Origin of the sequence: Nocardia sp. NPDC050175, assembly GCF_044459885.1 — a bacterium.
GTDB lineage: Bacteria > Actinomycetota > Actinomycetes > Mycobacteriales > Mycobacteriaceae > Nocardia.
This window is the reverse complement of the sequence record NZ_JBITJI010000001.1, coordinates 937,193-963,724: the sequence shown is the minus strand read 5'-3', so window position 1 is coordinate 963,724 and position 26,532 is coordinate 937,193. Positions and strand designations below refer to the sequence as shown.

Here is a 26,532-nt window from a genome sequence, read left to right as displayed (position 1 = left end):
ACAGCACGGCACCCCGCGAACTGCATCAGTTCGCGGGGTGCCGCACGAGTTGACCGATCAGGCCAGGTCGAACCGATCGAGGTTCATCACCTTGTCCCACGCGGCGACGAAGTCCTGCACGAACTTCTCCTTCGCGTCATCGGTGGCATAGACCTCCGCGAGCGCGCGCAGCTGCGAGTTGGACCCGAAGACCAGGTCGACCCGGCTGCCGGTCCAGGTGGTCGCGCCGGTGCCGCGATCCTTGCCCTCGTAGGTGCCCTCGTCGGCCGAGGTCGGCTCCCACTTCGTGCCCATGTCGAGCAGGTTCACGAAGAAGTCGTTGGTCAACGACCCCGGGGTGGCGGTGAAGACGCCGAGCGACGACTCGTGGTAGTTCGCGCCGAGCACGCGCAGGCCGCCGACCAGGACGGTCAGCTCGGGCGCGCTGAGCGTGAGCAGGTTCGCCTTGTCGATCAGCAGGTACTCGGCAGGCAGCTGGTTGCCCTTGCCGAGGTAGTTGCGGAAGCCGTCGGCACTCGGCTCCATCGCGGCGAAGGACTCCACGTCGGTCTGTTCCTGCGTGGCATCGGTCCGCCCCGGGGCGAACGGCACCTCGATGTCGAAACCGGCGGCCTTGGCGGCCTGCTCGACCGCCGCGACGCCGCCGAGCACCACGAGATCGGCGAACGACACCCGCGTGTTCCCGGTCTGCGCCGAGTTGAACGCCTCCTGGATGCCCTCCAGTACGGGCACCACCAGCGTGAGCTGATCGGGCTCGTTGACGTCCCAGCCGCGCTGCGGCTGCAGCCGGAGGCGACCGCCGTTGGCGCCGCCGCGCTTGTCGCTGCCGCGGAACGAGGACGCAGCCGCCCACGCGGTCGAGACGAGTTGCGGCACAGTCAGACCCGACGCCAGGAGCCGGCTCTTGAGGGTGGCGATATCGGCCGCCCCGATCAGGTCGTGCGTCACCGCGGGGACCGGGTCCTGCCAGAGCAGCGTCTCCTGCGGGACCAGCGGGCCGAGGTAGCGGACGATCGGACCCATGTCGCGGTGGGTCAGCTTGTACCAGGCCTTGCTGAACTCTGCCGCGAGCTCTTCGGGGTGGTCGAGCCAGCGACGGGTGATCTGCTCGTAGATGGGATCCACGCGCAACGAGAGGTCGGTGGTCAGCATGACCGGGGTGTGCGACTTCGAGGAGTCGTGCGCGTCGGGCACGGTGCCCGCGCCGCCGCCGTCCTTCGGAATCCATTGCCACGTACCGGCGGGGCTCTTCGTCTTCTCCCACTCGTAGCCGTAGAGGGTCTCGACGAAGCTGTTGTCCCAGGTCCGCGGGGTCGGCGTCCAGGCGCCCTCCAGGCCGCTGGTGATCGCGTCCTTGCCGACGCCGGTGTTGAAGGTGCTGCGCCAGCCGAGGCCCTGCTCCTCCAGCGGGGCGGCCTCGGGCTCGGGGCCGACGTGATCGGCCGGGCCCGCGCCGTGCGTCTTGCCGAAGGTGTGGCCACCCGCGATCAGCGCGGCGGTCTCGATGTCGTTCATCGCCATCCGGCGGAACGTCTCGCGGATGTCGGTGGCCGCGAGCAGCGGATCCGGATTGCCGTTGGGCCCTTCCGGATTCACGTAGATCAGACCCATTTGCACTGCGGCGAGCGGGTTTTCGAGGTCGCGCTTGCCGGTGTAGCGCTCGTCGCCGCCGAGCCAGGTGTGCTCGGGACCCCAGTAGACGTCCTCTTCGGGCTCCCACTGGTCGACGCGGCCGCCGCCGAAACCGAAGGTCTCGAAGCCCATCGACTCGAGCGCGACGTTGCCCGTGTAGACGATCAGGTCGGCCCAGGACAGCTTCTTGCCGTACTTCTTCTTGACCGGCCAGAGCAGGCGGCGAGCCTTGTCCAGGCTCGCGTTGTCGGGCCAGCTGTTCAGCGGCGCGAAGCGCTGCATGCCCGCACCGGCTCCGCCGCGGCCGTCGTTGATCCGGTAGGTGCCTGCGGCGTGCCAGGCCATCCGGATGAAGAACGGACCGTAGTGGCCGTAATCGGCGGGCCACCAGTCCTGCGAGGTCGTCATCACGGCCTCGATGTCCTGCTTCACCGCGGCCAGATCGAGCGTCTTGAATTCCGCGGCGTAGTTGTAGTCCGCGTCCATCGGGTTGGCGACGGCCGGATTCTTCTGCAGGATCTTCAGATTGAGCTGGTTGGGCCACCAGTCACGGTTGCTGCCGCCCTCGGTCGGGTACTTGAGGCGAGCGGAAACGGGGCAACCGCTTTCCGCGGGCTCCGTGTTGGCCTCTCCGATGGGCGGGTGTTCCTCGGGCACGGCAATTCCTTTCGAGAGTGCGTGAATCGGGCTGTGATCACGGGTTGGGTAGCGACGCCGGTAGCGCCGCGCAGGCCGGGCATAGGCCCCAGTAGATGACCTCGGCCTCGTCGAGGACGAAACCGTTGTCGTCCGCCGCGGTCAGGCACGGGGCCTCGCCGACGGCGCACTCGACGTCGACGATGACGCCGCACGACCGGCAGACCAGGTGGTGGTGGTTGTCGCCGACGCGCGTTTCATAGCGCGCCACGGTGCCCATCGGCTGGATGCGTCGGAGCAGTTTCGCGGCGGTCAGTGCGCGCAGCACGTCGTATACCGCCTGATGCGAGACCGCGCCGAGGGTCTGGCGCACGTGGCCGAGGATGGTGTCCGTATCGGCGTGGGGGTGGGCGTGCACGGCGGTGAGCACCGCTAGTCGCGGTGCCGTCACCCGCAGAGCCGCGCCGCGCAGCATCCGCTCGAATTCGGCTGAGTTGGACACGTTCCGAAGTATTACTCATTCAAGTCTTGGCTGCGGCGGTTTCCGAAAATTCGTGCCCAGATGCGGGTTTGCCCCAGTGGACCTGCATGGGACAAATGTCTAAGACGCTGGTATTCTCACCTGATGGGAAATCGCGAAGACCTGTTGGCCGGGGCGCGCAAGGCCGTGCTCGAACGCGGCCTCGCCAAAACCACCGCGCGCGATATCGCGGGCGCCGCCGGGGTCAGCCTGGCCGCCATCGGCTACCACTTCGGGTCGAAGGATCGGCTGATCACCGAGGCGATCGCCGAGGGGCTCGGCGGCGAGGTCGGTGACGGTATGGAGGCGGCGATCCGGGAGGGGGGTGCGGGCAGAACCCTGCGGGAGTCGGTGGGGCCCACCTGGACCGGGCTGCTCGAGGTGATCCGCGCCAACCACGACGCGCTGCTGTTGAGCGTGGAGAACGGCCTGCTCATCGCCCGGTCGCCGGAGTCGCAGGAGTTCATGGCCCAGGCCACCGAGACCGCGTTGAGCGACCTCGCGGGCATCTTGCGCGAGACGCATCCCGAGATTTCGGCTGAGCAGGCGCGAGCCGTCATCACGCTGTACTTCAATCTTTTTCAAGGGCTCGCGATGACGCAATTGATCGCGCCTGCCGCCGCGACGGTGAACGGCGAGCAACTCGCGCTCGCGGTGGAAGCCTTGTGCGACATGTGATTACGCGGCCGCGACCTGTGCGCTGATCTGGGTCAGCACCGCATCGACATGATCGGTGAGGAAGAAGTGCCCGCCGTTGAACACCGTCATCTCGAACCGGCCGCTGGTGTGCGCGGCCCAGGCCTGTGCTTCGTCGAGGGTCACCTCGGGATCGTCGTCACCGGTCAGCACGGTGATCGGGCAGGTCAGTGGCGGTCCCGGTCGCATGCGGTAGGTCTCGACGGCCTTGTAGTCGCCTCGAATCGTCGGCAGGATCAGGCGCAGCATTTCCGCGTCGCCGAGCACCTTGGCGTCGGTTCCGCTCAATCGCCCGATCTGCTCGATGAGGGCAGGGTCGTCGAAGCGGTGGAACTGCGTGTCGCGATGCCGGGACGGTGCCATCCGGCCGGATGCGAACAGGGCAAGCGGATGCTCGCCGGTGGCCGATAGTCGTTGGGCCACTTCGAATCCCAGGGTGGCGCCCAGGCTGTGGCCGAACAGGGTGAACGGCCGGTCCAGCCACGGGGTGAGCTGCTCGACCACCAGGTCGGCCAGTTCGTGGATGTCCTCGACGCACGGCTCGTTGCGCCGATCCATCCGTCCCGGGTACTGGATCGCGAGTACGTCGATCTCCGGTGCCAGCGCGCGGGAGACCGGAAAGTAATAGGTGGCCGAGCCGCCGGCGTGCGGGAAACAGATCAGCCGGGTCGCGGCGTCGGGGGCCGGATGGAATCGTCGGACCCACGCACCTGTTGTTGCCGTGCTCATTCGTCCTCCCTCACTGCGTTTCCTCGATCCAAGCCAGTATTGCCGCGACTTCGCCAGTGCGCACAGTGTCGCGTGCCCTGATTACGGGCAAACCCCTACCGCACTGCGGCGTGTCGCAACGCGAATCGCCGTGGCGGAGTGGAGTTCCGGGCGGTACCCCTAAATGCGGTCGAGTGGGTTGGCCGCGACTCGGGCGGCCATTCCGCTGCGCAGGGCCGCCGCGGGTGAGCTGGTCGGCTTACGACCGGCTTGGGCCTGGAAGCAGCTGAGGAATTCTTCGGGAAGGCCGAGTCGGGGGTGGCGTTCGAGGACGCTGCTCCGGAATTCCGGCGGGAGCGCGTCGCACCCTCGGCCCGAGATGTCCACCGAGGTCCCGTGTTCCAGCAGATGGCCTTCGGGGTCGATCGCGACGTCGACGCTGTCCGCCATGTGCGCGACGATCACCTCGGAGACGCGCGCCCGCCGTTGCACCGGCCAACCGGCGGCGGCGCCGAAGACCCAGGCCAGGTGGCCGCCGGAGATCTCGAACGAGAGACTGGCGTTGTCGAACTCCTCGACCAGGCCGAGGTCGTGCAGCAGCGCCGCGACATAGAGCAGTTCGGCGTCGAAGTCGATGCCGTTCAGCTCCGCGTGACCCGCGGACCAGAGATACGAGCGGACCGAATGGTTGAACAGTGCGGGCGTCGAGTAGGCCGACGCAACGTCGGTAGCCGCGCGGCAGCTCGCGGAATCCGGAATGGTGATGTCTTCGAGCTTCACGGGCTTATTGTGCCAGGTGGTTCTGCACAGGATCTCCACGTTTGACGCCAGGGACCTGCACAAGCGTTGCCTAAGTTTGCGTCCAAGCTCGCCGCCGGGCGAGCCGACGAGCATGGAGGCCGGTATGCAGGGTGTGGACGAGTTTTCCCGATGGGCAACCGAATTCGAGGCGAAGCAGGTCGCGCGGGCGGCGGCGGGGGATCCGGATTGGGGGCGGGGTGCGCAGCTCGATCCGGCGGTGGCGCGGAGCGTGCAACGGTTCCAGGTCGGCGAGAGTGGGGATGGGGCGAATCTGATCGCGAAGGCCGAAGCCGCGGGCGATCCGGCGTACTCCGCCGCTGTGCGACTGTTCGTCGCCGAGGAGATCAATCACGCGCGGATGTTGGGGTTGCTGCTCGAGGCCGGCGGGTCTGCGACCATTCGCGCGCACTGGAGTGACACGGTATTTGTTCGGCTCCGGCGTGCGCTGGGGTTGCGGCTGGAATTGATGGTGCTGATGGTCGCCGAGGTGGTCGCGCTGCGGTATTACCGTGCGCTGCGCGACGGCACCGGCGATGCGTTGACCGCTCAGGTCGCCGGGCTGATCCTGAACGACGAATTGCGGCACGTGCCGTTCCACTGTCACCGGCTGCGGGTCGCGTTCGCGAACACCTCCGGCCTGGCCCGGCTGATTCCGGTCTTGCTGTGGTGGATCGTGCTGGTCGGCGCCACGATGGTGGTCGCAGCGGACCATGGGCCCGCGTTGCGGCGGCTGGGTGTCAGCCGAGCCGGGTTCGTCCTCGATGTGATCGCCTTGTTCAAAGGTATTGTGCCGACTGCTGTTTCGACGGAAACCGCGGTGATCCCGGACAGTGGGTCGGTGCCGTTGCGCGCGGCGCTCGGCTTCTCGAAGCACTGATATCGGATGAATCCGACACGCTGATCCGGCCACAATCCCTGAGCGAGATACGCCGCCGCGCACCGGTTTTGGTTTGCCGGACCCGCCTGTTCTGGCAGGGTGTCAGATGTGACCGAGTTCAGCGACAGGGGCAAGCTGATGTACCTGGTCGAAATCTCCGAAGACGACCGGGGCAGCCCGCTGTGGTGGCAGGTAACCAACACCGGCGGCGCCGCGCAGGTAGCGGCCGCATTGGTCGAGATGGCCGTCCGCCTGGAACTCGAGTTGCCCTACCACCCCAGCGAGGTCCGCTGCTGGTACCGCTACGAGGTGAGCTGGCCCGACGGTGCCATCCTGGAGGGCTTCGAGGGCGCGGTCGAACCCCTGCTCATCCCGGATGACCTCCGCGCGCTCGCCCGCTCGGTGATCTCGGTGACCGTCCGCGATCGGCGACGACGGACGGAGTAGGCGTTCGGGTCGCCTCGGCTACGGGACGCCGACCGGGGTCAGGCAGCTGGCCGGTGGGTCGATCTGGATGCAGAGGGCAGGGGCGCGGGTTGGGCGGTAGTCGGCGCCGACGCCGCCGTCGTTGATGAGCTGGGTGTAGGTGCCGACGGCGTCGGTGGGGCGGCGGCCGAGGCCGGAGTCGGTGCGTACGTCGACCGTGTAGAGGCCGAATCGTGGTGTGTAGCTGCCCCATTCGTAGTTGTCGGTGAGGCTCCAATAGTTGTAGCCGATGACGTTCATGCCGTCGGCCTTGGCGCGCTGGATCCAGTAGACGGTGTCGCGCAGGTGATCGCTGCGGGAGTAGCCGTCGGCACGCGGGCGGCCGTTGTCGGTGGGCATGCCGTTTTCGACTATGTAGAGCGGCTTTCCGGGGAAGCGGCGCGAATAGTGTTGCAGCGCATAGTAGATGCCCTCGGTGCGCAACGGCAGGTCCCAGATGTTCATGCCGGGCAGGGTGGGCGCGGCGGAGCCGAGGGCTCGGGTTATGGAGCTGAGCAGCGATTGCGCGGGGTCGAAGGCGAAGTAGTAGTCGATGCCGACGTAGTCGAGCCTGCCCCCGATGCGATCGAGATATGGCCCGTTGACCTGGTCTTCCGAGCCTGCGACATAACCGACGTTGCTGGTCACCTGTGCGCCGGGCTCGACCTGGTGGATGTAGTCGTAGATGGCGTTGTGCGACTGGGCGATCCGGTCCAGCATGTCACCGGGATTGGTGGCGTTCAGCCGGACTTCCTGCGAGATATAGGCGGCGGGCTCGTTCACCGTGACCCACAGCGAGTTACGGGAGGCGTAGCGATCGACCACCCTGCGCATGTTGTCCAGCCAGTCGCCGACCATGCCCGGATTGCGCCAGCCACCGCGGTCGGCTGCCCAGCCCGGGTACACCCAGTGGTCGAGGGTGATCATCGGCCGCATCCCGGCCTGTTCGATCTTCGCGATGACGGCATCGTAGAAACGGAATGCGTTCTCGTCCCAGACGCCGGGCGCGGGCTCGACTCGGGCCCATTCGATCCCGATCCGGAACACCCGCACACCGAGCCCGGCCGCGGCGTCGATATCCGAGGCGTAGCGGTCATAGAAATCGACCGAGTCCTGCACCGCGTCGTAGTCGGGGTGCGCGGGGATGTAGCGCGTCCAATTGCTGTCGGGCGCATGTCCTTCGGATTGGAATCCGGAGGACGCTACGCCCCAGAGAAAGCCGCCGTCCAGCGGCGCGGCGGCCGGCTGGATCGGCGGGGCCGCAGAAGCGTTCGTGCACAACATCATCGTCGACGCAGCGGCGGCGAGTACGGCCAAGGCATACCTACGGAACCGGAATCGCATCACCTCAGGGTAACTGGACGCGCGCCACGGACAGGTGGATCGCACCATAGTCGGTGTTCGTCTCCGCGAGTCGCCGTCCCGCGGCGCGCAAATGTGGCAGGGCCGCAGACGGTTTCGCGCGTCGGAGGTTCTGGTACTTTGGGTGGAGATGCCGGAAACCCGCCAGACCCCACCCGAGTTCGATTTCGATACGACCAAGCACGGCCGGATGGGCCACGGGACGCATATCGGCGTGCATCGACATCGGCACGGACAGTTCCTGTATCCGTCCACCGGCGTGCTGGCGACTACGACCGAACTCGGCACGTGGGTGGCGCCTGCGGATCGGCTCACCTGGACACCGCCCGGATTCGAGCACAGTCATCGCGCGTACGGGGAAACCGACGTGCACGTGCTCGAGGTGCCGCGTGAACTCTGCGGCGGACTGCCGAGCAGGCCGACCGTCTTCGTGGTGACGCCGCTGCTGCGGGAAGTACTGGTAGCGCTCACCACCGAGCGGCCATTCCAGCCCGGCGCCCGGGCGCGACTGTGCCAGGTGGTGCTCGACGAGTTGACCGATATCCCCGAGCAGTTCGTCTATCTGCCCGAGCCGCGCGATGATCGACTGCGGGCCGCCACGGCGCTGTTGCATGCCGATCCGGCGACGTCGGCGACGTTGGCCGAGTTGGGGCGTGCGGTCGGCGCGGGCGAGCGCACGCTCAGTCGGCTGTTCCAGGCCGAGCTCGGCATGAGCTTTCAACAGTGGCGGATGCTGCTGCGCGTGCAGCACGCGCTGGTGCATCTGCTCGACGGCCGCCCGGTGACCAGCACCGCGCTGGCGTGCGGCTGGTCGAATCCGACCAGCTTCATCGAGGCCTTCACCGCGATCGTCGGGCAGACTCCCGGCCGCTACCAGAACGACCTCCGGCGCGCGGCGCGCTAGTCGTGGCGGGTTTACGGTGCAAGGCGGCTGGATACCGGTGGTAAGCCTTTGCGGGCGTGCATACGGTTGTGGTATTCCCGATTTCCGGGAATTGCCACCATCTTTCAGGGAGTGTCCCGATAATGTCCGAAGCGGACGAGAACACCACCGTAGTAATCATCGGCGCGGGAGTTTCCGGCCTCACCCTCGGTAATTTTCTGCTGCGCAGTGGGATTGACTGCATTATTTTGGAAAGACGGGATCGCGAATATGTCGAGCAACGACAGCGCGCCGGGGTCGTCGACAGTCGAGCAGTGCGCATGTTCCGTGCATGGGGGATGGAAGAGCGGGTGATCGGCGGTGATCCGGTCGCGCCGGCGCTGAATTTCCGGATCGACGGCGAGACACGTCCGCTCGCATTCGTGTCCGCCGATCAAGCCGATGGGCGTTTCTGCCCGCAGCAGGTGCTCGTTCGGAACCTCATCGACGTATTCGTCAGCGACGGTGGAGATCTTCGTTTCGATGCCGAGGTTTCGTTGGAAAACATTGTCGGTGACGAACATCCGCTCGTGCGCTATCGCGGCGGCGACGGCTCGATAAGAGCGGTGAGCTGCGAGTTCATCGCTGGTTGTGACGGTGACCGTGGTGCGAGCAGGGCCGCCATCCCCAGCGAGTCGCTCACGCGGTACTCCCACGAATACGGGTACGCGTGGCTGACGATCCTGGCGGAGGTTCCCGCCGATCACCAGTCCATGATGGCGCTACATCCTCGCGGATTCGCAGGACAATTCGCGCGCGGTCCGCACGCGAGTCGATTCTATTTGCAGTGCCCACTCGACACCGCCATCTCGGAGTGGACAGACGAGCGCATCTGGGCCGAACTCGAGACCCGCTTCGGTGAACCCGTTAAGAATCGGGGCCGGATCGCCAATACCCAACTGGTGCCACTCCGGAGCGTGGTGTACAGCCCGATGAACTACGGCCGCCTATACCTACTCGGCGACGCGGCCCACATCGTTCCGCCGATGAGCGCGAAAGGAATGCATCTGGCCCTGCACGACGCCGAGGTCTTCGCGAGCGCCGTAATCCATTACCAGACCAACGATCACGATTCGTCCCTGCTCGACAGTTACTCGTCGACGTGTCTCCGTCACATATGGAACTACCAAGCCTTCGCAGCATGGTGGACCGAACTGGTGCACAACGCCGGCGACCCTTCATACCAAGGCGAATTCCGCCGCCAGACCGCGCGAGCCGACCTCGAGCGCCTGTTCGAGTCCGGCGCGGCAAACCGCCTGTTCAGCGAGTTCATCACTGGCCTGAACTAAGGCTCGATTCACGGAGTCGTCGTCGGGGCGCGGCTCGCGTTGTTCGTATGATTCGCGCTGTGGTGACATTCGATGAGGTGGTGGCGTCGTTCTGGGATGACTCCGGCTATGGAGTCCTCGGTTCGTTGACCGATGAGGCGATTCGGGCGGCTGAGGAGCAGTTGGGGGTTGCGTTGCCCGGGTCGTTGGTGCGGCTCTTGCGGGTGCAGAACGGTGGGGCCGTCGCGAAGCGGTGGAATGCGTTGCCGGTTTCGGCGCCGACGCTAGGGTTCGATCCGTACGTGCCGTTGGATGAGGTCATGGGGATCGGTCGGGCCGACGGCCGCACGACGGTGTTGGACACGCCGTATCTGGTGGAGGAATGGGGGCTGCCCGCGCCGATTGTGCTGCTGGATGGGGACGGGCACTACTGGGTCGGGCTGGACTATCGCGTTGGCGGGCCGCAGGGTGAGCCGTCCGTGGCGTTGTTCGATGCGGATCGGGAGACCTCGGTGGTCCTTGCGCCGGACTTCGAGACGTTCCTGCAGGGTCTGACCTCGGCCGAGGCGTTTGAATGAAACTGCCCGAGCTTCCTGATCTGCCGGTTCGCGGTGCGCTCGATCGTATTGTCGAAACGTTGGCGGAGCGCGAGACAGCGGTGCTGGTCGCGCCGCCGGGGACCGGGAAGACGACGTTGGTGCCGTTGGCGTTGGCGGCGGGGACTGCGGGGCGGGTGTTGGTGGCTGAGCCGCGCAGGTTGGCGGCTCGCGCGGCGGCGGGACGGATGGCCTCGCTGCTGGGAGAGTCGGTGGGGGAGACCGTCGGGTATTCGGTGCGTGGGGATCGGCGGGTAGGGAAGGGGACACGGATCGAGGTCGTCACGTCGGGCCTGCTGGTGCGACGGTTGCAGGGCGATCCCGAGTTGGCGGGAGTGGATGTGGTGGTGCTCGACGAGTGTCACGAGCGGCATCTCGACGCGGATCTGTTGCTGGCGCTGCTGCTCGATGCGCGGGCCGGGTTGCGGCCGGATCTTCGGGTGCTCGCTATGTCGGCGACTGTTGCGGCTGAGCGGCTTTCGGTGCTGTTGGGTGCGGCGCCGGTGCTGCAGGTCGAGGGGCGGACGTATCCGGTTGAGATGACGTATGTTCCGTCGTTGCCGCGGGAGCGGGTCGAGGCACAGGTGGCCCGCGCCACCAGGGCCGCGCTCGCCGGAACCGACGGTGACGTGCTGGTCTTCCTGCCCGGTGCGGCCGAAATTCGGCGGACGACAACACTTCTGGCCGACGTGGACGGCGTCGATGTGGTGCCGTTGCACGGCAGGCTTTCCGCCGCCGGGCAGGACACGGCGTTGCGGCCGGGTCCGCGGCGGCGAGTGGTGTTGTCCACGGCGGTCGCGGAATCCAGCTTGACGGTGCCCGGGGTGCGTGCGGTGGTGGATTCGGGACTGGCGCGAGTGCCGCGCATCGATCGCGGGCGCGGACTGTCCGGGCTTGCGACAGTTCGAGTTTCGGCGGCGGTGGCGGAGCAGCGGGCGGGGCGAGCCGGGCGTGAAGCACCGGGGCGGGTGTGGCGCTGCTGGCCGGAACATGAGAACGGCACGCTGCCCGCGTATCCGGAGCCGGAGATTCGGACGGCGGATCTGACGCGGCTTGCGCTGGAACTGGCGTGCTGGGGCACGGCCGACGGTCATGGTCTGGCCTGGTGGGACGCGCCGCCGCCCGGCGGGCTGGCGGCGGGTCGGGAGGTGTTGCGCGCGTTGGGCGCCGTCGACGAGGACGGCGCGGTGACCGATCGTGGGCGGCGCATCGCACGGATCGGCCTGCACCCCCGGTTGGCACGGGCATTGCTCGACGGGGCGGCCGTGGTCGGTGCGCAGGCGGCCGCGGAAGTGGTGACTGTCCTCGACGACGACACCCTTATCGCCGGAGTCGATCTCACGGCCGGTCTGCGGGCGCTGCGACGCGAGCGACCGGCACGCTGGCGGCGCGAGGTCGAGCGACTGGCCCGCTTGGTCGATGTGTCGGACGGCGTCGATGATCCGGCTTTCGTTGTCGCGCTTGCTCATCCGGAACGACTCGCGCGACGGCGTGGTCCAGGATCGTCGAGCTATCTCATGGTCGGCGGCACCGCGGTGACGCTGCCGCCAGGCTCCGGCATGGGCGATGCGGCGTGGCTGGCGGTCGGCGTGGCAACGCGCGATCCGGGTCGGTCCGACGGGTGGATACGGTTGGCCGCGGTCGCGGACGAACAGCTGGCCCGCCGAGCCGCGTCGAGCCTGCTGACGACCGTCGACGAGGTCGATTGGATCGACGGCGATGTGGTCGCCCGGCGAGTCGAACGACTGGGAGCGATCGTGTTGTCGGAGAAACGGATTCGCGACCCCGATCGCCAATTGCTCGCCGCCGCACTGCGTCGCGGACTGAGCGCGACCGGTCTCGGCGTGCTGCGCTGGGATGCCGACGCGATCACCTTCCGTCAGCGTCTCGAATTCCTGCACCGCACGCTCGGAACCCCTTGGCCCGCAGTCGATGACGAGTCACTGCTCGCCGCTGCCGACAGCTGGCTCGGCCCCGAACTGGCCACCGCCCGCAACCGCGCCAACCTCGAACGCATCGACGCAGGCCAGGCACTGCGCCGCCTACTGCCCTGGCCCGAGGCCGCCCGCCTGGACGAACTCGCCCCCGAACGCTTGCTGGTCCCTTCCGGCAGCCGCCCCCGCCTCGACTACTCGACCGACCCGCCGGTCCTCGCGGTCAAGGTGCAGGAAGTCTTCGGCTGGACCGACACCCCACGCCTGGCCGACGGCCGCGTCCCCATCCTGCTGCACCTACTCTCACCCGCCCAACGCCCGGTCGCCGTCACCGCCGACCTGACCTCCTTCTGGCGCACCGGCTGGCCCCAGGTCCGCGCCGACCTACGCGGCCGCTACCCCAAACACGCCTGGCCGGAAGACCCCACCACCGTCCCCGCCCACCGAGGCACCGCCCGCAACGCAGGCCGCGGTTAGTGGTACGCCACGAATGTTGCTCTAACGCAATGTATTCAGACCATATAGTGTGCTCAGCCCACCTTGCCGGACATGTCGTACTGCTGGTAGATCTGGGCGGCGTTCTCCGGAGTCACCCGTGTCGTCGACAGCACCTGCTTCTTCTCGACCGACTGGTTGTGCAGCAGCTTTACCAAGGTGTCGACCGCCTGTTCAGCACCGGTCGGATACACGAATGTGGTCAGCAGCTGGCCGTTTTGGACGGCGCGGATGCCGCCGGTGGGGATGGCGAGGCCGTCTACGCCGATGATCTGGATGGACCCGGCCTTGCCCGCGCCCTGGATGGCGAGTTGGGCGCCGAGTGCCATGTCGTCGTTGTGCGCGTAGACGAGGTCGATCTTGTCACCCTTGGACAGCCATTGCTGCATGACCGTGGTGGCGTTCGCCTTGAGCCATTTGGCTTCCTGCTCCTCGATGATGGTGAGGTTGTGGCCCGCGATGGCGTCGCGGAAACCCTTGTCGCGGTCGATCTGTGGTTGATCGGACAGGATGCCGCGGAGTTCGACGACGTTGCCGCCGTTGGGCAGCGCCTGCACGGCCGCCTCGCCGGCCAGCTTGCCGATGACGTAGTTGTCGCCGCCGATGAACGCGCTGTAGCAGTCGGTGCTGACGGTGCGGTCCAGGATGATCACCGGGATCTTCGCGTCGCAGGCTTGCTGCACGGCGGCGGTGAGCGGGGCGGGCTCGTTGGGCGAGACGATGAGCGCATTGACCTTCTGCTGGATGAAGGTCTGCACCTGACTCACCTGCGTCGCGCTGTCCTGGTGCGCATCGGTGATGGGGAGCAGTTTGAGGTCGGGGTGCTGCTTGGCGAAGTACTGCAGCTGGAGGTTGAGTTGCGCCCGGTAGGGCTCGGCGTTGTTCGACTGCGAGTAGCCGACGACGAACTGGCCGCCGTCGGAGGGGCTCGGTGGGCTGGACGCGCAGGCCGTGGCTGCGACGGCCGCCGTACACAGCGCGATCGCCATCAGAACCGAGCGATGAGTGGATGACATGTTTACTCCTGGAACAGATTTGGATGGGAGGACGCCGGCGCGCTGGCCTCGGTCGGAACGGCATCGGGTGCCGTTCGCTTACTCGCGGTTGACGGTCTCCGGTCGCCGGGGTAGCCACCGCGCGATCGGTCCGCTGAGACCGCGGAAGAAGCCGGGCCGCTGCAGCACCACGGCGACCACGACGATCAGGCCCTTGATGATCAGCTGCAGGTTGTCGCTGACCGCGTTCAGGCCGAGCACGTTGTCGAGCAGGGTGAGGATGAGCGCCCCGACGAAAGTGCCGGTGATGGTGCCCTTTCCGCCCGCCAGGCTGGCACCGCCGATGACCGCGGCGGCGATGGCGTCCAGCTCGTATCCGGCACCGGCCAGCGGATCGCCCGACGCGCGGTAGGCGGCGTCGATCGGCCCGGCGAATCCGGCGAGCAGGCCGGACAGGGTGAACACCGCGATCACGACCAGCGTCACATTGACCCCGGAAAGGCGTGCGGCAGTGGGGTTTCCGCCGACCGCGTAGATGTGACGGCCGAACGTGGTCTTGGACAGGACGAGCTGAGCGACGATGCAGACGCCGACCAATGCCAGCACCGGGTAAGGGATCCCGGACGTGCCGAACAGCGGCAGCCAGGTTCCTTTGAACAGCGTGTGACCGGGTGTACCGAGCAACGCGAACTCGGACGAGGTGGGAGTCAGGTGCCCGTTCTCGTCGTACACGGCGGTGCCGACCGCGACATTGCCGGAAATCTGCCGATCGATCCCGCGAACTATCGACAGCATCGCCAACGTCATGACAAAGGACTGGATCCGTAACACGGTGGTACCCAACCCATTACACAGCCCGAAGAACGCACCGACCGCCGCGCAGGCCGGAATGATCAACCACGGGTCGAGATTGTGGTCGACCAGCAGCATCGCCGCGGTCATCGAGCCGATGCCGAGGATCGATCCCACGGACAGATCGATGCCCGCCGTGATGATCACCAGGGTGACCCCGACCGCGAGAATGCCGCGCGAGGAGAACGCCGTGATGGCGTTGGTGATGTTGGTCTGGTTCCAGAAGTACTGCCCTTTGGTGCTGATCCCGATGACGATCACCAGCAGCAGGCCGATATATCCCTGGGCCGCACCGAGATACGGCGTCAGCCGAGTAAACCGTAACCACCCGCGCGTCGTGAGGGAACCTTGGTCATCGGTGGGCAGCGGGTCGGTCATCCCTGGTCCTCTCGCCGGGTGCGGATGGCGGGCGCCCTGGCCATCGCCGCCGCGAGAATCGCTTCCTGATCGAACGGCGCGCCACGAGCGGGATCCCGGTGGAACTCCCCGGTGAGGCGTCCTTCGCAGAGCACCAGGATGCGGTCGCACATGCCGATCAGTTCGAGCAGTTCGGAGGACACCGCGAGGATCGCCGTGCCCTGCCGCGCGAGCTGGTCCATCAGGGCGTGCACCTCGGCCTTCGCGCCGACATCGATGCCGCGGGTCGGCTCGTCCATGAGCAGCACCGACGGCTGGGTGAGCAGGCATTTGGCCAGCACGACCTTCTGCTGGTTGCCGCCGGACAGGGTGGCGACGGTAGTGGCGAGTGATGGCGTCTTCACCTTCAGCTCAGTCACTTTCGCCGCGACCGCGGCACGCTCCCGTTTGCCGTCGACCGTGCCCCACGGGCGCAGATAGCGGTTCAGCGCGGCCAGCGAGGCATTGAAGCGCACGCTGTTGGCGAGCATCAGGCTCTGTGCCTTGCGGTCCTCGGCGACGAGGGCGATGCCGTGCGCGATGGCGCGGCGCGGACTGCGCGGCCGATAGCGATGGCCCGCGAGGTCGATCGTCGCGCTGACGCCGGTGCCCGCGCCGTAGATGGCTTCGAGTACTTCGCTGCGGCCCGCCCCCATCAGGCCTGCCAGACCGACGATTTCGCCCTCGGCCACCTCGAACGACAAGTCGTGCAACGGCACTGCGTCGCTACCGGCGGTCGGCGTGGTCGTCAGATTTCGCACGGTCAGGCAGACCTGTCCGCCCTGGTGTTGTTCGGCGCGGCGCGGGAACAGCTCACCGAGCGGGCGGCCGACCATCAGCTGAATGAGTTCGGCGCGGTGCGTGTTCCGCATCGATCGCTGCCCGACATACGCGCCGTCGCGCAATACCGTGACCGTGTCGGCGATCTCCTCCAGCTCCTCGAGCCGGTGCGAGATGTAGACGACGCCGACGCCGTGTCCGGTCAGATTCCGGATGACGGTGAACAACCGCGCCACCTCCGACTCGGTGAGCGCGGACGTCGGCTCGTCCATCACCAGGACCTTCAGGTCGTGGTTGAGCGCCTTGGCGACCTCGATGAGTTGTTGTTCGGCGAGGCGGCATTGCCGAACCAGCCTGCGCGGCGTCAACTCCAGGCCGACCCTGGCCAGCAGGCGGCGGGTCTGCGCGTCCATTTTGGTGCGGTCCAAGGTGCCGCGGCGGGTGCGTCGTTCCTGGCCGAGGAAGATGTTGTCGGCGATCGACAGCTCCGGCACCAGGTTCAATTCCTGGTGGATCATCGCGATGCCGTGCCGGGTGGCGTCCTTGGGGGAGCGCAAATGCACCGGGGTGCCGTCGATTTCGATGCTGCCCGCGTCGGGGGCGAAGACGCCCGCGAGGACGTTCATCAAGGTCGATTTGCCCGCGCCGTTCTCGCCGAGCAGCGCGACCACTTCGCCACCGCGCAGCGTCAGTCGCACACCGCGCAGCGCCTTCACGCCGGGGAATTCCTTGACGATGCCGGTCATCGCGAGCAGCGGCGGGCGAGCGTCGGTGCTGGTCATGGGATTGCGTGTAGTCCGATGCGTGCCACCTGACCCCCTCCCCTTCGTCGACCGGTGGGTGCCGCCGCGAACGGTGACTGCTCCACTCAGTGTGACATCGGTCTCAGAAATCGAACTCTGCTACCGTAAATTTCGACTCGTCAGCCGTCAAGGTTATTGAGTGCCAGCAAAATCCGGGGGCGGGCGGGCGACGGTTACCTCCGGTCGGCTCGCCCGGGTCGACGGTAACCGGACTGTCATCGACGTGTCATGCCTCGGCGAGAGCACCACTGGGGGAGTGCTGAAAGAGGTATTCTGACAACGCTAACGTGATTGTGGCAGTGAGGAATTCATCGAAGGGGGATTGCGTCTTGTCTTGTTTTGGTGAGATGACTATCCGGCCGGGTGTGCTGTCCTATCGCGGCGGATTGTCGGTGGCGGCGATGCATGCCCATCATTCGGTTCAGGTGATGGTTGCCCGGCGCGGCGAGTTCGTCGTGTCGGATACCGAGGGAGCGGAGGTCGTGTGTCGAGCGATGGTGATTCCGCCGGATATCGGCCATGCGTTGCTGCAAGGCGTGGAAGAAGGTGAAATGGTCCATCTCGCCGCTGAATCCGAGGACGGCGTCGAGGTGAGCCGGACGGTGCTGCAGCCGAAATGCGCCGCGGCGTGGGTCGAGGCGGGCGACGCGCTGCTGGCCGGCCTCAGCGAAGGCGGGTGGTGGGCGGACGGATTGCCGTATGTACGCTCGACCGTCAAGCCGATGCGACATCCCGCGCTTTCCTCGGCCTTGTGCCTGTTACCGGAGCGCATCGCGGCCGGACCGGTTCGGTTGCGGGAGTTGGCCGATGCGGTCGGGCTGTCCGAGAGCAGGCTTTCTCATCTGTTCTCGGAGGAGATGGGGCTCGCGTTCCGGCCCTACGTGCGATGGCTGCGGATGACTCGGGCGATCGACGAAATCGCGCTCGGGCGCAACCTCACCGAGGCCGCGCATGCGGCGGGATTCTTCGACGGTGCGCACTTCACGCGCGTGTGCAACAAGACATTCGGCATGTCGCCGGCCGTGTTGACCAGCGAGATGGCGTTCAGCGTCGAGTCGTAGCAGGTTTGTCCAAGCCATCGCGACCACCCGCGCCGGATCATGGGTGTGCGGCGCGATTCGGTCGCAGGCGGCTCGGATGAGCGGAGGGGAGGACAGGAATGGGGGATTTCGGCTTCGACGTCAGATTGCTGTCCCAATGCCTGTCTTGTGGATTCCGATGACAAAGTCGCCGAATGTGTATGAGGTTGTCGAGGCGCGGTTCGGTGATCGGTGCTCGCGGGATGATCACCGGCCGCGCAGGGGAGGACAAATGACTGACGGATATACCGCTGAAGAACTGCGGGACCTACTAGAGGGTGGCGCTTTGGTATCCGGCTCGATCACCGATCGCGCGGCGATTCATGTGCTGCACAGTGTCGGCTTGATCGGACAGCGATTCCTCGACCGCTACATCAGCATCGAGTCCGTCGAGTTCGGCGGCGAGCGGATGAACGCGGCGTTCATTCGCGATTGGCCCGCGCTGGCGCACCCGGAGGACGATTTTCCGTTTCTCACCATCACCGAACAACGCGGTCTCGAGCTCGCCGCCTGTGTCGCGCTGAGTGCGATATGCCGATCCACCGCAGAGGACGTCGGCGTCGAGGCTCCGCTGTCGATCCACGTGTGTAATCAGTGGCTGGGATAACCCTCACGCGATGGCGGCGTCGAGCAATGCCGCCGCGGCGGCGCGTGCGTGCTTGCCGCACGCGGGGTCGTTGAACACCATCGAGCGGCTGGCGACTCCGTCGGCGAGAATCGCGAGTTGCTCACCGAGTGCGGCGGGGTGGGCCGCGCCGAGTTGCCGCACCTGGTCGATGACGCGTTCGGTGAAGCGCTGTTTCTGCTGCCGCGTATAGGCGTGCACCGCGCTGTCGGGATCGGGGAACTCGGCGGCGGCGTCGATGAACGGGCAGCCCCGGATGGGCCCAGCGCCGGGGTCCGGCACGGTGAACAACTCCAGCAGTCGCTGTCTGGGCGGTAGATCCTGCCGATCCAGCACGCTCTCCATCGTGTGCCCGGCCTCGACGAGGTGGCGCAGGTACGCGACCACCAGCTGATCCTTGGTCGGAAAGTGCAGGTAGAGCGTGCGTTTGGAGACCGGGGCCCGCGCGGCCACCTGCTCCATGCCGGTGGCGGTGATCCCCTGCGCCTCGAACAACGCGGTGGCGGCAGCCAGGATGCGCTCTCGTGCCCCGCGCCCGCGACGACGGGCAGTTTCTTGTTCCTCGACCACGTCTTAAGTATACGACACCGTTTACCTCAGCCTGTTTCTCGGCTATCGTCCATCGCTAGGTAAACAAGACCGTTTACTTAAGACTGCATGGACGTGAGGCGATGAACACCGACTACCAGCCCGAATACGCCGAACACCTGATCCGAGGACGACGTGCCACCCGTGCGTTTCGTTCCGACCCGGTGCCCGAGGACACGCTGCGAGCCGTCTTCTCCCTGGCCGGCGCGGCCCCTTCCAACTCCAACACCCAGCCGTGGCACGTCGAGGTGGTCAGCGGCGCGGCCCGCGACCGACTCGGCGCGGCGCTGGTGGCCGCGCACGCCCGCAACAACACCTCGCTCGACTTCCCCTACAGCGACGACCTCTACCGCGGCACCTACCAGCGGCGGCGCCAGTGCGCGGGCGAGCGGCTGTACTCGGCCGTCGGGATCGCGCGCGACGACCACGCCGCACGGGATGCCTACAACGCCAAGAGCTTGCGCTTCTACGGTGCGCCACACGTCGCGCTGCTGTTCACCGCGCCCAACGCGGAGGTGCGGATGGCCGCCGACGTGGGCATCTACGCGCAGACGCTCATGCTGGCCATGACCGCATACGGCATAGCGAGCTGCCCGCAAGGATTGCTGAGCTTCTACGCCGACACCATCCGCGCCGAACTGGGCATTCAGGACCGAAAGATCCTGCTGGGCATCTCTTTTGGCTACGCCGACCACTCGGCCGCCGCCAACGCCGTCACCGTGCCACGCGCCGAACTCGGCGAGACCACCCGATTCCACTCATGACCGGTTATCAACTCCGCGGTTAATGCGACGTTGCCCGATTCATCGTTGTTCGGTGCTACGCCGACTACGTGCTGGCCAGGCTGTTGATCGAAAAGGTCATCGGCCGACCGATTGCACGCCGTGTCAGGGCGTGTCAGTTCGGTGACAGCGCGGTGTAAGCCGGGATAGCGACAGTATTCACGTGAACAGCACAGCAATCGCCACCTCCGGAATGCGGAACGCTTACGAGGACACCTCGGTCCTCGACGGCATCGATCTCGGTGCGTACTCGGTGCTGCGCGCGGAATGGCTCGACCGGCTCGCTCGGGTAATGCGGTATCCGCGTGGTGATCACGCTGTCGCCCAGCTGATCCGCTTCGCGCTGGTCGGCGGTATCAGCAACATTTCCTACGTGCTGCTGTTCATGATGCTGAACGGGACCGGACCGCTGGTCGCCAATATCGCAGGCTCGATCGTCAGCACGGTGATCGCGAACGAACTGCACCGGCAGCTGACCTTTCGGGCGGCCGGACGGGTCGGCTGGTTCACCGCACAGTGGGAAGGTGGTGGGCTAGCGCTGATCGGTTTGCTGATCAGCACGGCGGCGTTGGCCGGGCTCGCGTTCTTGGCGCCCGGCCTCGGCGCGATCGCGCAGGCGGGTGCCGTGCTCGTCGTCATGGCGGCGGTCGGCGGTATGCGCTTCGTGGCGCTGCGGGGCTTCGTCTTCTGAAATAACCTGTCGCGCAACAGCATGGCTAAGCTGCCGGGTGGGCCGTTGAACGTGTCGACGGATCCGCTACCGGGAGGTCCTGATGACCAGCAAGTTCACCGAGCTTGCGATCGACTGCGCCGATCCCCTCGGCCTCGCCCAGTTCTGGTGCGCGGTCCTCGGTTACGAGGTGCAAGACGAAGAGGACGGACTCGTCACCATCGGCTCCCCGTTGGTGCCGGAAGGCAAGGACCGTCCCGGCCCGGTCCCGCCGACGCTGACCTTCGCGCGCGTGCCCGAGGGCAAGACCGTGAAGAACCGGCTGCACCTCGACGTCAACCCCACCGACCGAGAGCAGGACGAAGAGGTCCGCCGCCTGCTCGACCTGGGGGCTCGGCACGTGGACATCGGCCAGGGCGAGGTGAGCTGGGTCGTTCTGCTCGACCCGGAGGGGAACGAGTTCTGCGTCCTCGCGAGCCGCCGCCCCTGATCGCCTTGGCCGAAATCGGTTACCTGTGTTGCGTGTTCGACACTTGCCGACTTGTACCATCGTCGAGTTCGACTATCGCCGCGTCGCTTCCGAGGATGTATGACCAGCACTACACCGCCACGCCCGGTTGATCCGGTCGCCGTCTTTCCCGAACTGGCCCCCTTGGCCCGCACCGCGACTCGACTGCACCCGCGGCCGGGAACCCCGTCGCCGCACGATAGTTCGATCGGCGGGCCATTGTTGTGGCCGGCGAACGAGCCGTGGCCGCACTGTGACGGCGACGACCACGGCCCGTTGCTGTTCCCGGCAGTGTCGTTGGTGGATGCCCAGCTGCAGCGACGAATAGACGTGGCCAGCAAGGACAGGGCGTACACGACGGAGGAACGGGAGCTCCTCGCCGGGATCGAGGAACTCGACGAGCCCGAAGAGCCGATCGCGATGCTCCCGGTCGCCCAGCTATACGCCCGCGACGTACCCGGCCTGCCCGCACCCGAGGGTGCGGACCTGCTGCAAGTGCTGTGGTGCCCCTTCGAACACGACGACATAATGCCGAAAACCGCACTGTTCTGGCGCTCCGCCGCAGCCGTCACCGACCTCCTGCTCGACCCGCCGAAACCGGCGGCGGTCGCCAGCGTGAACTACGTCCCCGAACCGTGCGCGCTCGACCCGGAACAGATCATCGAATATCCGGAATTTCTGGAGCTCGAGGCAGAGCTGCGGCAACGACTGAACCAGTGGAACATGGCCCATTTCCCCGGCATCGAGGACCGCGGTCTCGCCTACCTCGACCAGCCCTACGACTCCTTGGCTATCGCGCCGGGCTGGAAGGTCGGCGGCTGGATCAACTGGGGCCTGAACGATCCTTTCCCGAACCCCTGCTCCACCTGTGGCACCCCCACCAAGCCGCTACTGACGATCGACAGCACCGAATGGCACCCTGACCACCCACACTGGATCCCCGCCGACAACCAGCCCAACATCTCAGATGCGCCGCACAACAACCGCACCCCAACCCAAATCCGCATCGCCGACAACAACTGCCAGATCATCCGAGTCTGCCCGACATCACCCGACCACCCCCACATCCAGATGATGCAATAGCCGAACTGCGTGTCGGCTAGCTCGGCGTTGGGGTGAGGGCGATTCTGCCGAAGACCTCGCCTGTTTCCATTCTTTGGTGGGCCAGTACGGCCTGGTCCAGGGAAAGTACCTCGTGGACAACTGCTTTCAGTTCGTTGCGGGTGGCGGCGGCGAACAGGTCGGCGGTTGCGGTGCGGCGGGCGGGTGGGGAGATGGTGTCGGCGCTGAAGGTGGCGAAGGACATTGATTTCTGGAAGCCCGTGATCATCGGTGTGCCGAAGTCTGTCGGTGGCATGCCTGCCATCGCGCCGACTGCCACTATGCGACCGTTCGGTGCGAGCTTGGTGAAGAACGACGGTAGGTCTGGGCCCGCGACAATATCGATGATGACGTCGTAGCTTGCGGGAGCGTCGGGTTCGCCCTGCCCGGCGCGGTCGAGCACGTGTGTTGCGCCGAGCTGGCGCAGGCGATCGCCGCGCTCGGTCGACGAGGTGGTTACCGCGACCGCGCGGGCGCCACCGCGGGCCGCGAGTTGGACTGCCATGACGCCGATGCCGCCGGCCGCGCCGCGCACCAGTACCGACTCGCCGCGAGCGAAATGGGCATGGCGCAAAGCGAAGTGGGCGACCATGGCGGAGCTGCCGAGTGTCACTGCAGCAACGGATGACAGGGGCGCCGGGATGGGGACGAGGGTCTCGGCCGCGGCGATGGCGTGTTCGGCGTAGCCGCCGTATATGCCGGTGAAACCCCAGACGCGCTGACCGATCCACGTCGGGTCGACACCGTCGCCTACTTCGGACACGGTGCCCGCGACCTCTTGGCCGGGGATGCGACCGGGCGCGGCGCCGTAGGCGGCCAGCGCGCCACTTCGGATCAGGGCGTCGAGGCCGCCGACGCCGATCGCCTCGGTCGTGATCAGCACCTCGCCGACGGCTGGTTTCGGGTCGGGGAGGTCGACGACCGTGAGGGTCTCCGGACCGCCGAATGCTTGGGCCATCACTGCTTTCACTGGTGTCTCCGTGTTCTTTCGAGCGAAGCTGACCAGCGGACCGTAACGGACACCCCCGTCCGTTTAGCTAAAGTGAGAGTGGTGACCACTCGTTTGCCTCACACCTTGCGTTCGGATGCTCGCGACAACCGCGAACGCATCCTCGAGGAGGCCCGCGCGGTGTTCGTCACCGACGGCCTCGACGTGCCGATCCGGGAGATCGCCCGCCGCGCCGGCGTCGGGCCTGCCACCCTCTACCGTCACTTCCCGACCAAGGAGCTGCTGGTCGCCGAGGCGTTCACCGACCAGATGCTCGCCTGCCGAACCATCGTCGATGATGGGCTCGCCGACCCGGATCCCTGGCACGGCTTCTGCCGCGCGCTCGAGAATCTCTGTGAGCTGCAGGCCCGCGATCACGGCTTCACCGCGGTCTTCATGTCCGCCTTCCCGCACGCGATGGACTTCGCCGCGATCCGCACGTCCTCGCTGACCGGCGCCGCCGAGCTGATCCGCCGAGCCAAGGACACCGGCCGCTTGCGCCCCGAGATCGTGCTGGATGACCTGATCCTGATGATCATGGCCAACAACGGCATTCAAGCGAGCACGCCGGCGGCACGAGTCGCCGCCTCCCGACGCTTCGTCGCTCTGCTGATCCAGGCCTTCGAAGTCTCGCCGGTGTCCACGCCGCTGCCGCCGGTGCCACGCTTGACGCCGTTATGGCCCAAGTGATCTCGTCGCTTCCGCGAGTTCCGGGTATTCGGGAAGTGGCCAGGCGCCACCTCGGTCCTCTTTCGCGAACCTCGCGACGAGCTCGGGGATGTGCAGCGAGCAGGCCACGGTCGTGAGGGCGTGGAAGGCGTCGATGCCGAGCTGATATGTCGGCATGCCGAGTCGCAGCAGGCCTGGTTTCACGGTGGCCTGGATCTCGTCGACGAACGGTCGCAGCACGGTGTCGTAGTTCGCCAAAGCGCCGGGCAGGTCATGCGGATGCCGGTTGATCTCGCCCGCCAGGACGTAGGCGCCGATCAGCGCGCCGGAGACGCCCATGCCGCTGTAGGGGGATGCGCAGTGCGCGGCATCGCCGACCAGGGCGACGCGACCCTTGGACCAGGTGTCCGTGCGCACCTGCAGAACCTCCTGGGAGTAGAAGCTCTCGGTCGTTTCCATGCCTTCGAGGAATCGCTCGGTCTGCCAGCCCGCGTCGCGGAACTTCTCGGTCCAGAACTGCTTCTGGCGTTCGACCGGCTCGCGGTGGATGGCCGAGGCTTCGGCGGAGGTTTCCCGTAGGACGAAATAGACCTGGGTCTCGGCCGGATTGTGGCTGCGGCGCATGATCATTCGGCCGCGTGGGGCATGGTAGGTGTCGCGGATATTGCCGTCCGAGGCGATGCGCGGGATGAACCAGTAGGCCATGTGGATGCCCACCGGCCAGTACGGATCGGCGGAACCGTACGGCAGGATGGCTCGACGGATGCGTGATCCTTGCCCGTCCGCCCCGACCAGCAGGTCGAATTCGCCGGACGTGCCGTCGGAGAAGTGGGCGACGACGCGATCGTCGTGCTGCTGGAAGCGGTCGACGCTCACGCCGAAGACATAGTTCACGTCGTCGCTCGTCGCGTCGTGCAGGACGCGCACCAGGTCGCCGCGCATGATCTCGTACTCCGACGTCAGCGTCTGTCGACCCTGGCCGGAGGTGTTGGCCATGATCGTTCCGCGTGCCTTGCCTCGCGCGTCCACGAACGAGACGCCCGCTTCGTCCACGCGCTTGCTGCGGACGACCTCGAGCAGGCCCATCCGCTCGATGGCGTCGATGCCCTGGCCGCGGAGGTCGACCTGCGCGCCGGTGGCGCGGAGTGCGGGGAAGCGTTCGACGACGGTGACCTGGTGACCGCCGCGGGCGAGCCAGAAGGCCAGTGCCTGCCCGGCGATCCCGCCGCCGCAGATGAGGACTTTCAGGGGCGGAGCTGTTGATTCGAGTGCCATGTCAGCCACCTTTTCTATCGGTGATAGGTTGACTTTTTACATGGTTGCCTATCGCTGATAGATTGTCAATGTGGCCAAGCTGAACCGGGAAAATGTCATCGCCGAGGCGCTCGATCTGCTGGACGAGGTCGGGCTGGACGCCGTCAGTACGCGGCAGCTGGCCAAGCGACTGAACGTCGAGCAGCCGTCGCTCTACTACCACTTCCGCAAGAAGGAGGACCTGCTCGGCGCGATGGCCGAGGCCGCGATGGCGCCCCACACGGCGGAGCCGCTGCCGACGTCCGCGGACGACTGGCGTGCGTGGTTCCTCGAGAACATGCGCAGCTTCCGGCGGACGCTACTGATGCGTCGTGACGGGGCTCGGCTGCATGCCGGAAGTCGGCCTGGGGCAACGGATCTCGATCGACTCGCGCAGAAGATGGCGTTTCTGATCGCGTCGGGTGTGCCGGAGCGGGATGCGCAGATGGCGATGTTGGCTGCGGGGCGCTACACGGTTGGTGCGGTGCTGGAGGAGCAGGCGGACGCCGAAATCGGTCGCAGCGCAGACGATCTGGCGGAGCTGCCGCAGATTGATCCCGAGGCGGCGTTCGAGGCGGGGCTGACGCTCATCGCGGACGGCTTGGCGCGGCAGGTCGAGCGGGCGTAGGTGGCGTGAGTTTCGGTGTGCCGCAGCCGAACTCGCGTGCCCGTCGACAACGGATGTTCGTGGGTTGTCAACTGAGGAGTCCGGGGGTGTCCATTGTGGGCGGGCTGGTGAACGCGCCGGACTGTGCGGCGAGCGCGGCACCGGCGGCCGCGTAGTCGGGGAGTTGCGGGTCAGGCGGGGTGCGCAGCAGCACCAGTTGGTGGTAGATCGGCGAGGTAGCGGCGATCAGTAGGGCGCGCGCGTCGACGGGAGGCGCGAGTTCGCCGCGCTCGATCGCTCGCTGAATGACGATCTCGCACTGCGTATATCGGCCCTCCCACAATCGCCGCAGTGCACCGGCGGCCGCTTCGGAGCGGAATGAGATCGCGATCAGTGCCGCCGCGAAGGACGGTTCCTCGAGCAGTGAATCCTGGATCTCCTGGTTGAGCGCCGCCAGGTCGTCGCGCAGCGAGCCGGTGTCGCGGGGATGCCATTCCATATCGCTCGCCGCGTCGAACACATCGGTGATCAGACCGCCGACATCGTGCCAGCGGCGATACACCGTGGTGCGGTGCACGCCCGCGCGGGCGGCGACGGTGTCCACCGTGAGCGCGTCGTAACCGTGCTCGGTCAGCTCGGCGCGGACCGCCTCGAGGACTTGGTCGCGGATACGGGCGGTTCGGCCACCCGGCCGAGGTCGGGGCGCTGGTGCAGCGGGTGTGGAACTCATTGTCGCCTGTCCGGTTGCTCGATGGGGGCGGGCTGTGGCACCATACTAATGCAACATCAGTCGCACTAGTGAGGTCAGCCGATGCTCATCCGAAGTGTTCACCCGGTCCTGCGGTTCCCCATGACCGTGTCTTCCTCGAATGCTTCGGAGTGTG

General features: G+C 66.7%; 27 protein-coding genes. 15 read left to right on the top strand and 12 right to left on the bottom strand.

Features of this window, described 5'->3' with window-relative positions:
* Positions 1-57: 57 nt before the first annotated feature.
* On the bottom strand, positions 58-2,289 hold the full coding sequence (katG, locus tag ACIBK2_RS04355; RefSeq protein ID WP_396963515.1) for a catalase/peroxidase HPI: 2,232 nt from the start codon (positions 2,287-2,289) through the stop codon (positions 58-60).
* A 37-nt stretch (positions 2,290-2,326) separates the two neighbouring features.
* A complete protein-coding gene (locus ACIBK2_RS04350) occupies positions 2,327-2,770 on the bottom strand; it encodes a Fur family transcriptional regulator (protein ID WP_379288365.1) in 444 nt (147 codons plus the stop codon).
* Positions 2,771-2,893: 123 nt separating this feature from the next.
* Between ACIBK2_RS04350 and ACIBK2_RS04345 the strand changes: the two genes are divergently transcribed.
* Positions 2,894-3,466, top strand: a complete 573-nt coding sequence (locus tag ACIBK2_RS04345) for a TetR/AcrR family transcriptional regulator (RefSeq protein WP_396963512.1) — start codon at positions 2,894-2,896, stop codon at positions 3,464-3,466.
* On the opposite strand, the gene ACIBK2_RS04340 is transcribed toward ACIBK2_RS04345, so the two are convergent.
* Together ACIBK2_RS04340 and ACIBK2_RS04335 are read right to left on the bottom strand one after the other, a co-directional pair.
* Complete coding sequence (locus tag ACIBK2_RS04340; RefSeq protein WP_396963510.1) at positions 3,467-4,213, bottom strand: thioesterase II family protein; 747 nt, start codon at positions 4,211-4,213, stop codon at positions 3,467-3,469.
* Between the two features lie 159 nt (positions 4,214-4,372).
* Positions 4,373-4,972: an HD domain-containing protein gene (locus ACIBK2_RS04335; protein ID WP_396963508.1), complete on the bottom strand. Its 600-nt coding sequence runs from the start codon at positions 4,970-4,972 to the stop codon at positions 4,373-4,375.
* A 124-nt stretch (positions 4,973-5,096) separates the two neighbouring features.
* On the opposite strand from ACIBK2_RS04335, the gene ACIBK2_RS04330 reads away from it, so the two are divergent.
* Entirely contained in the window at positions 5,097-5,870 is a 774-nt protein-coding gene (locus ACIBK2_RS04330) for a ferritin-like domain-containing protein (protein WP_396963506.1), read from the top strand.
* A gap of 108 nt (positions 5,871-5,978) precedes the next feature.
* Positions 5,979-6,317 carry a hypothetical protein gene (locus ACIBK2_RS04325; protein WP_357390298.1) on the top strand — a complete coding sequence of 113 codons (339 nt, stop codon included), beginning with the start codon at positions 5,979-5,981 and terminating at the stop codon, positions 6,315-6,317.
* A gap of 18 nt (positions 6,318-6,335) precedes the next feature.
* Here the strand turns inward: ACIBK2_RS04325 and ACIBK2_RS04320 are convergent, their stop codons facing one another.
* On the bottom strand, positions 6,336-7,679 hold the full coding sequence (locus ACIBK2_RS04320; protein ID WP_396963503.1) for a family 1 glycosylhydrolase: 1,344 nt from the start codon (positions 7,677-7,679) through the stop codon (positions 6,336-6,338).
* 148 nt (positions 7,680-7,827) lie between these two features.
* Between ACIBK2_RS04320 and ACIBK2_RS04315 the strand changes: the two genes are divergently transcribed.
* Genes ACIBK2_RS04315 through hrpB form a run of 4 tightly spaced genes read left to right on the top strand, consistent with a single transcriptional unit; the run spans position 7,828 to position 12,894 of the window.
* The gene (locus ACIBK2_RS04315; protein WP_396963501.1) at positions 7,828-8,601 is read left to right on the top strand and encodes an AraC family transcriptional regulator; all 774 of its coding nucleotides are present in this window, start codon (positions 7,828-7,830) and stop codon (positions 8,599-8,601) included.
* 56 nt (positions 8,602-8,657) lie between these two features.
* Positions 8,658-9,908 carry a 4-hydroxybenzoate 3-monooxygenase gene (locus ACIBK2_RS04310; RefSeq protein WP_396963499.1) on the top strand — a complete coding sequence of 417 codons (1,251 nt, stop codon included), beginning with the start codon at positions 8,658-8,660 and terminating at the stop codon, positions 9,906-9,908.
* A 59-nt stretch (positions 9,909-9,967) separates the two neighbouring features.
* Positions 9,968-10,465, top strand: a complete 498-nt coding sequence (locus tag ACIBK2_RS04305) for an SMI1/KNR4 family protein (protein WP_396963497.1) — start codon at positions 9,968-9,970, stop codon at positions 10,463-10,465.
* The gene (gene hrpB / locus ACIBK2_RS04300; RefSeq protein WP_396963495.1) at positions 10,462-12,894 is read left to right on the top strand and encodes an ATP-dependent helicase HrpB; all 2,433 of its coding nucleotides are present in this window, start codon (positions 10,462-10,464) and stop codon (positions 12,892-12,894) included. Before ACIBK2_RS04305 ends, hrpB begins: the two co-directional genes overlap by 4 nt.
* A 53-nt stretch (positions 12,895-12,947) precedes the next feature.
* Here hrpB and ACIBK2_RS04295 read toward each other — a convergent pair whose 3' ends face one another.
* From ACIBK2_RS04295 to ACIBK2_RS04285, 3 genes are all read right to left on the bottom strand, one after another.
* On the bottom strand, positions 12,948-13,928 hold the full coding sequence (locus ACIBK2_RS04295; RefSeq protein ID WP_396963493.1) for a substrate-binding domain-containing protein: 981 nt from the start codon (positions 13,926-13,928) through the stop codon (positions 12,948-12,950).
* A gap of 78 nt (positions 13,929-14,006) precedes the next feature.
* A complete protein-coding gene (locus ACIBK2_RS04290) occupies positions 14,007-15,137 on the bottom strand; it encodes an ABC transporter permease (RefSeq protein ID WP_396963491.1) in 1,131 nt (376 codons plus the stop codon).
* Positions 15,134-16,717, bottom strand: a complete 1,584-nt coding sequence (locus ACIBK2_RS04285) for a sugar ABC transporter ATP-binding protein (RefSeq protein ID WP_396963489.1) — start codon at positions 16,715-16,717, stop codon at positions 15,134-15,136. Before ACIBK2_RS04285 ends, ACIBK2_RS04290 begins: the two co-directional genes overlap by 4 nt.
* A 413-nt stretch (positions 16,718-17,130) precedes the next feature.
* On the opposite strand from ACIBK2_RS04285, the gene ACIBK2_RS04280 reads away from it, so the two are divergent.
* Positions 17,131-17,799, top strand: a complete 669-nt coding sequence (locus ACIBK2_RS04280; protein ID WP_396964042.1) for a helix-turn-helix transcriptional regulator — start codon at positions 17,131-17,133, stop codon at positions 17,797-17,799.
* A 250-nt stretch (positions 17,800-18,049) separates the two neighbouring features.
* Positions 18,050-18,424 (top strand): hypothetical protein, encoded by a 375-nt coding sequence (locus tag ACIBK2_RS04275; protein WP_396963487.1) that lies wholly within the window; start codon positions 18,050-18,052, stop codon positions 18,422-18,424.
* Positions 18,425-18,427: 3 nt separating this feature from the next.
* On the opposite strand, the gene ACIBK2_RS04270 is transcribed toward ACIBK2_RS04275, so the two are convergent.
* Positions 18,428-19,012, bottom strand: a complete 585-nt coding sequence (locus ACIBK2_RS04270) for a TetR/AcrR family transcriptional regulator (RefSeq protein WP_396963485.1) — start codon at positions 19,010-19,012, stop codon at positions 18,428-18,430.
* A gap of 101 nt (positions 19,013-19,113) precedes the next feature.
* On the opposite strand from ACIBK2_RS04270, the gene ACIBK2_RS04265 reads away from it, so the two are divergent.
* The 4 genes from ACIBK2_RS04265 (at position 19,114) to ACIBK2_RS04250 (ending at position 22,073) form a co-directional block, all read left to right on the top strand.
* Positions 19,114-19,794, top strand: a complete 681-nt coding sequence (locus ACIBK2_RS04265; RefSeq protein WP_396963483.1) for a nitroreductase — start codon at positions 19,114-19,116, stop codon at positions 19,792-19,794.
* Positions 19,795-19,975: 181 nt separating this feature from the next.
* Complete coding sequence (locus tag ACIBK2_RS04260) at positions 19,976-20,503, top strand: GtrA family protein (RefSeq protein WP_396963480.1); 528 nt, start codon at positions 19,976-19,978, stop codon at positions 20,501-20,503.
* A gap of 82 nt (positions 20,504-20,585) precedes the next feature.
* On the top strand, positions 20,586-20,972 hold the full coding sequence (locus tag ACIBK2_RS04255; protein ID WP_396963478.1) for a VOC family protein: 387 nt from the start codon (positions 20,586-20,588) through the stop codon (positions 20,970-20,972).
* 99 nt (positions 20,973-21,071) lie between these two features.
* Positions 21,072-22,073: a hypothetical protein gene (locus ACIBK2_RS04250; RefSeq protein WP_396963476.1), complete on the top strand. Its 1,002-nt coding sequence runs from the start codon at positions 21,072-21,074 to the stop codon at positions 22,071-22,073.
* Positions 22,074-22,089: 16 nt separating this feature from the next.
* Here ACIBK2_RS04250 and ACIBK2_RS04245 read toward each other — a convergent pair whose 3' ends face one another.
* Positions 22,090-23,061 carry a zinc-binding dehydrogenase gene (locus ACIBK2_RS04245; RefSeq protein ID WP_396963473.1) on the bottom strand — a complete coding sequence of 324 codons (972 nt, stop codon included), beginning with the start codon at positions 23,059-23,061 and terminating at the stop codon, positions 22,090-22,092.
* Positions 23,062-23,142: 81 nt separating this feature from the next.
* Here ACIBK2_RS04245 and ACIBK2_RS04240 point away from each other — a divergent pair, with 81 nt between their 5' ends.
* Entirely contained in the window at positions 23,143-23,769 is a 627-nt protein-coding gene (locus ACIBK2_RS04240; protein WP_396963471.1) for a TetR/AcrR family transcriptional regulator, read from the top strand.
* Here the strand turns inward: ACIBK2_RS04240 and ACIBK2_RS04235 are convergent.
* Complete coding sequence (locus ACIBK2_RS04235) at positions 23,755-25,023, bottom strand: FAD-dependent oxidoreductase (RefSeq protein ID WP_396963469.1); 1,269 nt, start codon at positions 25,021-25,023, stop codon at positions 23,755-23,757. The two genes, ACIBK2_RS04240 and ACIBK2_RS04235, sit on opposite strands and share 15 nt — an antisense overlap.
* Positions 25,024-25,093: 70 nt before the next feature.
* On the opposite strand from ACIBK2_RS04235, the gene ACIBK2_RS04230 reads away from it, so the two are divergent.
* Positions 25,094-25,669 carry a TetR/AcrR family transcriptional regulator C-terminal domain-containing protein gene (locus ACIBK2_RS04230; protein ID WP_396963467.1) on the top strand — a complete coding sequence of 192 codons (576 nt, stop codon included), beginning with the start codon at positions 25,094-25,096 and terminating at the stop codon, positions 25,667-25,669.
* Positions 25,670-25,736: 67 nt separating this feature from the next.
* Here the strand turns inward: ACIBK2_RS04230 and ACIBK2_RS04225 are convergent, their stop codons facing one another.
* The gene (locus ACIBK2_RS04225) at positions 25,737-26,378 is read right to left on the bottom strand and encodes a TetR/AcrR family transcriptional regulator (protein WP_396963465.1); all 642 of its coding nucleotides are present in this window, start codon (positions 26,376-26,378) and stop codon (positions 25,737-25,739) included.
* Positions 26,379-26,532 lie beyond the last annotated feature (154 nt).